Raw genomic sequence first — 11,608 nt, 5'->3', positions numbered from 1 at the left:
TGATGAAATTTTGGCAGCCATGCCCCTCGGTCTCAGGGGTGAAGGTTTGGGATAAATTAAATGACTATTTCTGATAATCATTTGACTAACTACTTCGTGAAGGTTCGAGTCCTTCTCCTACAGCTAAGATTAATTACGGATTACGAATTAAAAATTATGAGTTTAACTTTGCTAATTATCAATTCATTTAATTTTTAATTCTCTTTTGAAGAAGGTAAAAAAGATTACTTTCACGTATTTAACTGGTAACTATTTGAACAATAAGGAAATTCAATTCGTAATTAGCTTCGCTGCTTTAGCAGGTCGTAATTTTTAATTGTTCATTAACTGATTACTGGTAACTGAAAATGTAGGATGGTGAAATTTTGGCAGCCACGCCCTTCGGTCTCAAGGGTGAAGGTTTGGGATAAATCAGATAATTAGTTTTGCTATTTATTTGACTAACTACTTCGTGAAGGTTCGAGTCCTTCTCCTACAGCAAACGACGTTTATATAGCATTAAAGGCTTATTCTAAAAGGCTAGTAATTAATTTTACTAGCCTTTTAAGTTTATTCATAAACCTTATTTACAACTTCATCAAGTTTATCAGTAAGTTTCATAAAGTATTTATTCAATAGCCTTTCACTAGGATTAGCAATATCTACCAATTCTTCAAGAGGCATAAAATCATTTCTTTCATTTACATTAGTAACATCATACTCACTTTTATAGGTTTTGAAAAATTGCATCTTTTTCAACTCTTCATTTTTAAAAGCCCGACACTCTCTAATTAACACAGGTACAATAATGTACCCTTCTTCTCTCCTTTTTATTAGCATTTTTTCAAACTCATCTACTATACAATATTTAGAGCCTAAAAAAGCTGTACTAATTAATAAAATAGCAATTTTAGATTCTTTAAGAGCATTTTGAATTTGCTTATCCCAATCTTCTCCTACATTTATTCCTTCATCTGTCCATACTTCATATTTATTGGTACAGCTAGGTAATTGTATTTTTAGATAATCTACAAATGTTTCTCGCAAATCACGGTCTCTACTACAATAAGAGATGAAAATTTTTAAAGGTGTATTTTGCATTTCCATTTCGGTAGAATTTGTATTTTGTAAAAAAGGTAGTTTTTCTTCTAAGGTTTGAAGTTTTGTTTTGGCTTTATCTAATAGCTCTTCATATAGTTCGATTTCTTCTTCTGCTCTTTTCATATCTATTGCACTTGAATCTCTATTTTTCATTACTTCTTGTTCATGAAGTATACAAATTTCAATGTTACTAATAATATTGTTTTGATTATCAATAAGTTGCTTTTGCTTTCCTATTTCTGAATCATCTTGAGGAGGAGAAGGATTAATTTTATTTTCAGCTTCTTTCTTTAGTGTGCTTTCTTCTTGCTTTTTATCTATCTCTTCAAGTTTGAGGTCTATTTTTTTCTCAATACTTTTTGATTTCTCATCAGATTTTAATAAATGCTCGACTATTGTGCTTTTACCCATTCCTGTATTACTCATTAAAATAATTTTGACATCAAAGTTATATTTATTTTTTAGTAATGATATTTCAATTTCATTTCCTTCTCTTGAATCTACTAAAGATGCTCCTAAACGGGATAATTTTAAAATATCATCTTTATTTACAAAATCATTTCCATCAATAGAATAGAATAATGTTACATCTCCTGATGGTGTAGTATGAACTTTTTCATCTAAAATATTATCCAATTCCTTAATGATGGCATCCAATAATTTATGACTTGTCGTGCGAATGTACACTTCTTTTTTATCTCTGTCAAACTTTACAAGTGCTTTGCCTAAGAACTGACTACTTTCCATACGCATACCATCTTTCCATACGACTTGTTTGGTACTCAAACGTCCTAAACGAGACAAAAAACGTTCTGCAATTCCTTTGTGAAAAAATTGTGGTTTATAAATTAAGTGAAGGCTAGAAGAATCACTCCAATCAGTGTAGGTGTATTCAGGTGTAGAAAGATAATGAGGAACTATAAATGTGGGATTACTCAGTTCTTTATAATTTTCTTGTTCTTGACAAAAACAAATTTCAGAACTAATCATAAAACCAATGAAAGTATCTATTTCTTTTTGAGAATATCCTTTATCTGTCCAAAAGTCTGTTAATGATAAGAGTGAAACTTTACCCTTTGCAAAATAAGCAATACTCTTAGGTTTTAAGACTTCATAAATTCCTTCTATTGCCCACTTTTGATTAAGAATAATATTTTGAGATAGTTGTTTTTGATAATATAAAAAACCAGTACGGTACAGAAAAGTCAATATAGTATTAGCTTCTGAATTTGAAACTTCATATTCTTTACATACTAAAAGATAGTCTTTGTGTGTTATTTCATTTTCATGTCTGCGTTCTCTTAGTATTTGACGAATCGAAGCCCAATTTTTAGGAATTTTTGCTTGAACATTATCTTTAAGTTTGCCATCAATAGCTTTCTTTATTGCTCCTTTTAATTCTTCAAAACCTGTATTCTTATAAGCAGAAATAGGTAGGTAATGATTTACTACATTGTGTTTGTATTTTTCATTCCAACTAATCTGTTGTTGCTCTCTAATTTGTTCTTCGTGATTTTCGTTATTCTTATCAGATTGACTATTGACCAAAATAATAGGACTATCTATGGATAAATCTTGTACATAGTCTAACCAATACTGTAAAGGTTGTCGTATCTCATATTTTCGTTCATCAGTTTCTAATGCCCATACAATAATATATACAGCATCTTTATCTAAAAACAGACGATGTGTTCCGTGATATACCTCTTGTCCTCCGAAATCCCAAATGTTTAACCTTAGGTTCGTATCATCGTTTAATTGAAAAAGTATTTCTTCTATCTCAATTCCTTCTGTACGCTTACTCAATTTAATTTTAACCTCCTCCCAGTCTTCATTAGGCTTTAACAAACGCTTGAGTAACGTACTTTTGCCTACCATTCCATTACCTAATAAAACTACCTTAATTTCATTATTAGGTACAAAATCTTGATTATTATAATAGTTACGCAAGTCTTCTAAGCAGTTAGAGAACTCAGACTCTCCTAGTAAATTTTTAGGCAGATAGTTTATAGGATTACCATAGAGTTTTAATTCATATAAATTTATTTTTTTCAATAAATTTTCTATTTGCTCTCCATCCTTTAAATTACCATTTGCACACATTACCCTAGTCAGGTTTTTTAGCTCTGGTAAAACAGATATATCACTGATTTGACTATCATTAAAACTTAAATCAGTCAGGTTTTTTAGATCTGATAAGACAGATATATCACTGATTTGACTATCATTAAGACTTAAATCAGTCAAGTTTTTTAGCTTTGATAAAACTGAAATATTACTGATTTCATTACTATTAAGACGTAAAGTAGTTAAGTTTTTTAGCTCTGACAAAACTGAAATATTACTGATTTCATTACTATTAAGACGTAAAGTAGTTAAGTTTTTTAGCTCTGACAAAACTGAAATATCACTTATTTCATTACTATCAATACTTAAAGAAGTCAGATTTTTTAGCTCTGACAAAACTGAAATATCACTTATTTCATCACTATACATCCTTAAATAAGTCAGGTTTTTTAGCTCTGATAAAACGGATACATCACTGATTTCATTGCTGTAAATACTTAAAGAAGTCAGGTTTTTTAGCTCTGATAAAACGGATATATCACTAATTTGACTATTATCAAAACTTAAAGATGTTAAGTTTTTTAGTTCTGACAAAACGGATATATCACTAATTTGACTATCATCAAGACTTAAATCAGTCAGTTTTTTTAGTTCTGACAAAACGGATATATCACTAATTTGACTATTATCAAGACTTAAATCAGTCAGGTTTTTTAACTCTGATAAAACAGATATATCACTAATTTGATTAGCATAAATAATGCTTAAATATGTTAGTTTTCTTAGCTGTGATAATATGGATATATCATTGATTTGATAACTAAAAAGGCTTAAGAAATTCAGATTTTTCAGCTCTGATAATACGGATATATCACTGAGTCCATCACTATAAATACTTAAAGAAGTTAGGTTTTTTAACTCTGATAAAACGGATATATCACTGAGTCCATCACTATAAATACTTAAAGAAGTTAGGTTTTTTAACTCTGATAAAACGGATATATCACTGATTTTTTCACTATTAATACTTAAAGAAGTTAGGTTTTTTAACTCTGATAAAACGGATATATCACTGATTTCATCACTATTAATACTTAAATCAGTCAGGTTTTTTAACTCTGACAAAACAGATATATCACTGATTTGATGGCTATAAAGACTTAAATCAGTCAGGTTTTTTAACTTTGACAAAACAGATATATCACTGATTTGATGGCTATAAAGACTTAAATCAGTTAGGTTTTTTAACTTTGACAAAACAGATATATCATTGATTTGATGGCTATAAAGACTTAAATCAGTCAGGTTTTTTAACTCTGACAAAACAGATATATCATTGATTTGATGGCTATAAAGACTTAAATCAGTCAGGTTTTTTAACTCTGACAAAACAGATATATCATTGATTTGATGACTATCAAGTCTTAAATCAGTCAGGTTTTTTAACTCTGACAAAACAGATATATCACTGATTTGATGACTATCAAGTCTTAAATCAGTCAGGTTTTTTAATTCTGACAAAACAGATATATCACTGATTTGATGACTATCAAGTCTTAAATCAGTCAGGTTTTTTAACTCTGACAAAACAGATATATCATTGATTTGATGACTATCAAGACTTAAATCAGTCAGGTTTTTTAATTCTGACAAAACAGATATATCATTGATTTGATGACTGTCAAGACTTAAATCAGTCAGGTTTTTTAATTCTGACAAAACAGATATATCACTGATTTGATGACTATTAAGTTTTAAAGATGTCAGGTTTTTTAACTCTAACAAAACAGATATATCACTGATTTGACTACTATTAATACTTAAATTAGTCAGATTATTTAGCTTGGATAAAAAGGATATATCAGTTATTTGATGACTAGAAAAACTTAAATCAGTCAGATTATTTAGTTCTGATAAAACAGATATATCACTGATTTGATTACTATGAAGACTTAAATCAATAAGGTTTTTTAACTCTGACAAAACAGATATATCACTGATTTGATTACTATGAAGACTTAAATCAGTCAGTTTTTTTAACTCTGATAAAACAGATATGTTACTAATTTGGCTACTGTTAAGATTTAAAGAAGTCAGTTTTTTTAACTCTGATAAAACGGATATATCACTGATTTCATCACTATTAAGATTTAAAGAAGTCAGTTTTTTTAACTCTGACAAAACAGATATATCACTGATTTGATCACTATTAATACTTAAATTAGTCAGGTTTTTTAACTCTAACAAAACAGATATATCACTGATTTGATCACTATTAATACTTAAAGAAGTAAGATTTTTTAACTCTGATAAAACAAATATATCACTGATTTGACTACTATCAAGACTTAAAGTAGTTAAGTTTTTTAGCTCTGATAAAACTGATATATTTTTGAAACTATATTTTTTATTCCAATTACCTCTTATAATCAGTTTTTCTATACAAGAAGGCAAAGAAGTTGGAATATATAATATTCTATTTCCTCTTTCTTTATTATTACTTTTTTTTGTCACGTAAACCTTTTCCTCTTTATCCCACTCTTCCCACTCATTAGAAAAAACTAGAGTTCGTAAATGGGTTGCTTCTGATAGAGGAGCATAAATATCTTCTGTTCCATCTAAACCACAATTACCTAAATCCAAATAAAGGTTTTTAGTTTCTAAATTTTCAGCAATCAGTCTTTCTGCAATTTTACTCATAACAAAGAACAAAGTTTTTTTAGGAAAAATATTTCTTTTTAAGATAGCTTTTATTTTCAACAATGAAAGTAAGTTTTTTAGAAAAAATATTAACCTAATCAAAAAACGCTTAGTATACTACCATACTAAGCATTTTTTATTGAATGATTTGAAAGGAATTACAGTTTCTATAATCATTCCTCAAAAAAAAATAAAAAACAGTTACCAAAAAAACAAATCTCCCAATATATTTTCTAAAAACTTCAAACTATTTCAAAAATTTATCCCAAACTATCTTTCTGAAAATCAATCGCTTAGTAGTGTGTTGATAGTTTTTGTTTATTTTTTTTGAAAAAATTTTAGGATAGTGTTTGGATATTAAGAAAAAGAACGTACCTTTGCATCGCACTAAGGGAAACAAAAACATCAAAAAGTAAAAATTTTTAAATAAGTTTTGAAATTTTGAACTAAAAGTTTATCAAAAGTGTAATTGGTTTATCAGAATCAATTTTATAAATATGGTGATGTAGCTCAGCTGGTAGAGCGTCGGACTGAAAATCCGTGTGTCGGTGGTTCGAGCCCACTCATCACCACCGTAGTAAAAACCCAAATTAAGTAATAACTTTTTTTGGGTTTTTTTTGTTGTCTTAGATTATTAAGTTCTTTATTTTTTTATCCTCAACGACGACAAAGTCTCGTTGACGGTTAAGAAATAGAAATAACCATCGTTGAGACTCAAATGAAGTGGTCAACGAGGATTTAAAATAGCAGAAAATTTATCATTAATCATTTACCCTTAATCACTCTTTCATGTCTGATTTCAATTCTTATCTTCCTTCTGATTTACCTGTTCCAGCTTTTCACGGCTTACTTTTGGGCGCAATTTCGCCTCGTCCGATTGCCTTTGCCAGTACGATAGACAAAGACGGAAATGTCAATCTTTCTCCTTTTAGTTTCTTTAATGTCTTTGGTGCAAATCCTCCTACGCTTATTTTTTCCCCTGCTAGGAGAGTGAGAGATAATACTATAAAACATACTTTAGAAAATGTAAAAGAGGTCGGAGAAGTCGTTATTAATATGGTTTCGTATGCGATGGTAGAACAGATGTCGCTTTCAAGCACAGAATACGATAAAGGAGTAAACGAATTTACTAAATCTGGCTTTACACCGATTGCATCTGATACAATCGCTCCACCTCGTGTTTTGGAATCTCCTGCACAATTTGAGTGCGTAGTAAAAGAGATTATCGAAACAGGAACAGAAGGAGGCGCAGGAAATTTGATTATTTGTGAAGTAAAGAAAATGCACATCAATAAAGCTGTTTTGGATAAAGAGGGAAAAATTGATCCACACCTTATAGATTTAGTTGCTCGTATGGGAGGAAATTATTATGCTAGAGCGAGTGGAGACGCTGTTTTTGAGGTAGCCAAACCATTATCTACAAAAGGAATTGGTGTTGATGCGCTTCCTGATGCCATAAAAAACAGTAATTTTTTATCTGGAAATACTTTAGGAAAACTAGGAAATGTAGAAGTGCTTCCAACTATTGAAGAAATAGAAGAGAAAGAATTTGCAGATTTGACCGAAGAAGAAAAAGAAATGGTCAGAAGTGTTTTTCCAAATGAAGAAGCACAACACAAAACGGCAGAAGAATATGCTCAAAAAGGAGAAGTTATGAAAGCATGGGCAGTTCTTTTACAGTCTGTTTAGACTATTAAGTATTGGACTAATAAAATAAACCCACAAATTTCTTTGTGGGTTTATTAGTTTTCTTAAAGAATTAAAATTCATTTTTCAATCTACTTTCAAAATATCTCTAACTTCAAGCTGCAAGTAGCTTTTATCTCTAAAATGATTTTCACTTATCAAAAACGCAATATCATACCTAGATGTAGTATTAATTTGATTTAAAAAATGAGCTTTTCCAAATGAGATAGCTGAAAAAAGAGATGTTCCTTGTCTCACTTGTATTTTGAGATGAGTTTCTTTAATAATTTTAGGCGAAAAAAGCTGTACACTACGAGCCACAAAAACAGGACGCATATTCTGAGGTCCAAAAGGTGACATTTGTTTTATGATAGCAAACATTTTTTGAGTAACCTGTGATAAATCAATTTCCATATCTACCCGAACAGGAGGAATAAGTTGTTCTTTTTCTAAAGTATCAGTCACAGTATTTTCAAAACGCTCTTGAAATTTTTCTACATTTTCGATAGGCATAGACATTCCAGAAGCAAATTTATGCCCTCCAAATTGTGTCAGTAAATCCGAACAACTCTCAACAGCTTTATAAATATCAAAATCAGAAATAGAACGAGCCGAACCAACAGCCAAATCTCCCTTTTCAGATTCTGAGTGTGTCAAAATTACAGTAGGTCGATACGTTTTTTCTACACATTTTGCTGCTGCAATTCCGACCAAGCCTTTATGCCAATTTTTACTAAACAGAACATTTGTTTTGCGTGTAGGCACAGATTTTTTCAGAATTTCATCAATTTCAATCATCATTTTACGCTCCATGTCTCGGCGCAAATCATTTTTTTGATTTAATGTTCTGGCTAGTTCATTTGCCTCTTTGTCCGAAGAAGCCAAAAGTAAATTTAAGGAATTATAAGCATCTGTAATTCTTCCTGCTGCATTAAGACGAGGAGCAACCGAAAAAACAATATCACGAACACCTATTTTTCGTCCATAACTATTTATCAAATTCAAAAGTGCTTTTACGCCTGGTAGTGGGTCAATATTTATCTTTTCTAATCCAAAATAACTCAAAATTCTGTTTTCCCCTACCATTGGAACTAAATCAGCAGCAATACTCAAGGCTACCAAATCCAAATAATAGTGCAAATTTCGCTCAGAAGTACCTGTTCTTATACAAAAACCTTGTAGAAACTTATAACCAATAGCACAAGCAGAAAGGTCTTTAAATGGATAATTACACCCTTTTTGTTTTGGATTGAGCATAGCAAAACTAACAGGTAGTTCTTCATCTGGTAAGTGATGGTCACAAACTACAAAATCAATTCCCCAATCTTTAGCTTGTTGGATTTGTTCATTTGCTTTTACACCACAATCCAAACAAATAATTAAGTTTATATTTTCTTTTTTTGCAAAAGCTAATCCTTCCTTGGTAATTCCGTAACCTTCTGTATTTCGGTTTGGAATATAAAACTGTACATTTTTTTCATCAGTAACATCTGCATATAATTTTTTCAAAAAACCATAAACAATAGCTACTGAAGTAATTCCATCTACATCGTAATCTCCATAAACAAGTATTTTTTCTTGATTTTGTATCGCTTCTTTTAAGCGATTTATGGCTGTATCCATTCCTTTCATCAAAAAAGGAGAATGCAAATGAGATAGAGAGGGACGAAAAAATGACTTTGCGCTTTCAAAATCACTTACGCCACGCTGCAAAAGTAAAGTTGCAGGAATGCTACTGACATTGACTTCTTTGGATAGGTTTGAAATTTTTTCATCAGAAGGTAAAGGTTCAAAAAGCCAACGTTTGGTTTGCATATTAAAAAGACGTAGATAGAATGAAAACAAAAATTAGGTTTATAATCAAGGATATTTTTTACTTGATTAAACCTACTAAATAAAAGTCATACAATCAATATTTAGATTGTTTTATATTTTTTTTGTCCTTTCTAAATTTGACTATATTTCTATTTATTTCTGAATCAGTTAAGTGAACAGAATCATTTGTAGATTCATTAGAATTTGTCTAATATTTTAAAAAAAATATTGAAAGACTAAACTTTTACTTTCAAATTATTTTTTAATTCTATGTTATTCTATTTAGCGAATTCTGTTTTACTTTTTAGTAATTCCTTTAAGATTAAGTTTGTTTAAAGCTAAACAAATCAGTAACTGATAGATTATAATATTGAGAATTTTTACAAAGAAGTAATAAATCTAAATCTTAATAAAAAAGCAGATTTATATATAGTATAGTTTTTATTACAAATCGGAAAAAATATGTATTACTCAATCTTAATTTTTAGTCAAAAATTAGTAAACAAATATTTTTTGGTAGATTACTCACAAAATTATTTATTGTCTCTATCTAACAAAAAGAAATGAAAATTGCCGTTCTATCTACAAATAAAAATTTGTACTCTACCAAAAGGTTGATTGAAGCCATTGAAAACAAAGGACATGAAGCTATGCTCATTAATCATACAAAATGTCATTTTGAAATGGAAGAAGGACATCCAACCATTTTTCATAAAGGAAAATTACTTCCTTATTTTGATGCTATTATTCCTAGAATTGGTGCATCAGTTACCTATATTGGAACAGCAGTAGTTCGCCAATTCGAAATGCAAGGTACTCTTTGTGCTAATAGTTCAGAAAGTATTTCACAATCTAGAGACAAACTTCGTAGTCTTCAATTATTATCAAAAATAGGTGTAGGAATTCCAAAGACTGTTTTTGCTAGTTTTCCAAAAAACAACGAAGTTGATATGCTTATCAAAGAGGTAGGAGGTACACCTGTTATTATAAAAGTCTTGGAAGGAACGCAAGGGTTAGGAGTTGTTTTGGCAGAGACTGACCAAGCAGCTAAATCTACTATTGAAGCCTTTTCAGGCATAAAGCAAAATATTTTGATTCAAGAGTTCATTGAAGAATCAGGTGGTGCTGATATTCGTGCATTTGTAGTAGATGGTAAAGTGGTTGGTTCGATGAAAAGACAGGGGAAAGAAGGTGAATTTCGCTCAAATCTTCATAGAGGAGGAGCAAGTACAATTATTGAGCTTTCAGAAATAGAATCTCAAACAGCTATAAAAGCTGCTCAAGCAATGGGTTTATGTGTTGCAGGTGTAGATATTTTAGTTTCTTCTCGTGGGCCTTTAGTTTTGGAAGTCAATTCTTCTCCAGGTTTGCAAGGAATAGAAACAGCTACACAAGTAGATATTGCTACAAAAATAGTAGAATATATAGAACGTATTAGCACTGCAAAACAAAAAGAAGAATGATATTTTATTTTTATCAATTGAACAATATTTTAACCCTGCTTCTATATAAATTCAAAGTCATACATCGATAATTTGAGTTACTCAAAGTCGACTTCTCTAACATTTTTATTTGTTCTGAGTCGTTCTACTTGATTTCTTAAGTTATTTCGAAGCTCATCACCTTTTCGTATTCCAGATAAAGAAAGATTAGGATTGCTTCTATCTGATGATGTTATTTCAATGACTGAAAGTCCTACCAATCGTTGTAAAAAAGGTTCTACCAAACGAATATCTTTTACTCTATATAATTCTATTTCATCAGTCGTACGTGTCAGCATTCCTTTTTTTATGATAAGTCGTTCGCTTGTAAGTGTATAATTGATAAAACGAGTATCAAATATTCTTAGAAAAACAATCGAAAAAGGAATAATAATACTAGCAAGCAAAACTACCCAAAAGAATGTATCTAATTTGGGATTTTCAATTCCTTTTGTCCATAAATAAATAATAATAGTAGGAAGAACAATTCCTAAAATTGCCCAAAAAATGACATTTCCAAGATGCAAAAGCCACGAAGGTGAGCCACTCCAAAGCGTTTGTTCGATAGTAGAATTATTTAAATTATCTGATGGATTTGGTGTATTCATTTCAAAAAAGGCTTTAAATTAGTTAGAATTATAGCTTGCAATGAAGCAATATAAGATAGAATGAAATATATTTGTATTCAAATTATACATCACTTACAAAAATAAGAATATTTAGAAGATTAATCTCTTCAAAAATCAGTCTTTAGATATACGTTTAAAACACAAGAAAAG

Annotated in this window: 5 protein-coding genes and 1 tRNA gene; 3 read left to right on the top strand and 3 right to left on the bottom strand. The window is 30.1% G+C overall.

Annotated elements, in window-relative coordinates:
- Positions 1–549: 549 nt before the first annotated feature.
- Positions 550–5,847 carry a leucine-rich repeat domain-containing protein gene (locus tag V9L04_RS10640; RefSeq protein WP_338794113.1) on the bottom strand — a complete coding sequence of 1,766 codons (5,298 nt, stop codon included), beginning with the start codon at positions 5,845–5,847 and terminating at the stop codon, positions 550–552.
- Positions 5,848–6,346: 499 nt separating this feature from the next.
- Here V9L04_RS10640 and V9L04_RS10635 point away from each other — a divergent pair.
- A tRNA-Phe gene (locus V9L04_RS10635) sits at positions 6,347–6,419 on the top strand.
- Positions 6,420–6,636: 217 nt separating this feature from the next.
- Entirely contained in the window at positions 6,637–7,536 is a 900-nt protein-coding gene (locus tag V9L04_RS10630; RefSeq protein WP_338794111.1) for a flavin reductase family protein, read from the top strand.
- Positions 7,537–7,620: 84 nt separating this feature from the next.
- Here V9L04_RS10630 and recJ read toward each other — a convergent pair whose 3' ends face one another.
- On the bottom strand, positions 7,621–9,348 hold the full coding sequence (recJ, locus tag V9L04_RS10625; protein WP_338794109.1) for a single-stranded-DNA-specific exonuclease RecJ: 1,728 nt from the start codon (positions 9,346–9,348) through the stop codon (positions 7,621–7,623).
- A gap of 563 nt (positions 9,349–9,911) precedes the next feature.
- On the opposite strand from recJ, the gene rimK reads away from it, so the two are divergent.
- Positions 9,912–10,811: a 30S ribosomal protein S6--L-glutamate ligase gene (gene rimK, locus V9L04_RS10620; protein WP_338794107.1), complete on the top strand. Its 900-nt coding sequence runs from the start codon at positions 9,912–9,914 to the stop codon at positions 10,809–10,811.
- Positions 10,812–10,888: 77 nt separating this feature from the next.
- Here the strand turns inward: rimK and V9L04_RS10615 are convergent, their stop codons facing one another.
- On the bottom strand, positions 10,889–11,437 hold the full coding sequence (locus tag V9L04_RS10615) for a PH domain-containing protein (protein WP_338794105.1): 549 nt from the start codon (positions 11,435–11,437) through the stop codon (positions 10,889–10,891).
- Between the last annotated feature and the right edge of the window lie 171 nt (positions 11,438–11,608).

The sequence above is a fragment of the Bernardetia sp. MNP-M8 genome (genome assembly GCF_037126285.1).
Classification (GTDB): Bacteria; Bacteroidota; Bacteroidia; order Cytophagales; family Bernardetiaceae; genus Bernardetia.
Note: the sequence above shows the minus strand (reverse complement) of the source record. Positions and strands in the feature narration are given on the sequence as shown.

Excerpts from the sequence above, each read along its gene's own strand:
- V9L04_RS10640 (WP_338794113.1), bottom strand. The coding sequence starts at position 5,847 with ATGAGTAAAATTGCAGAAAGACTGATTGCTGAAAATTTAGAAACTAAA.
- recJ (WP_338794109.1), bottom strand. The coding sequence starts at position 9,348 with ATGCAAACCAAACGTTGGCTTTTTGAACCTTTACCTTCTGATGAAAAA.
- V9L04_RS10615 (WP_338794105.1), bottom strand. The coding sequence starts at position 11,437 with ATGAATACACCAAATCCATCAGATAATTTAAATAATTCTACTATCGAA.
- rimK (WP_338794107.1), top strand. The coding sequence starts at position 9,912 with ATGAAAATTGCCGTTCTATCTACAAATAAAAATTTGTACTCTACCAAA.
- V9L04_RS10630 (WP_338794111.1), top strand. The coding sequence starts at position 6,637 with ATGTCTGATTTCAATTCTTATCTTCCTTCTGATTTACCTGTTCCAGCT.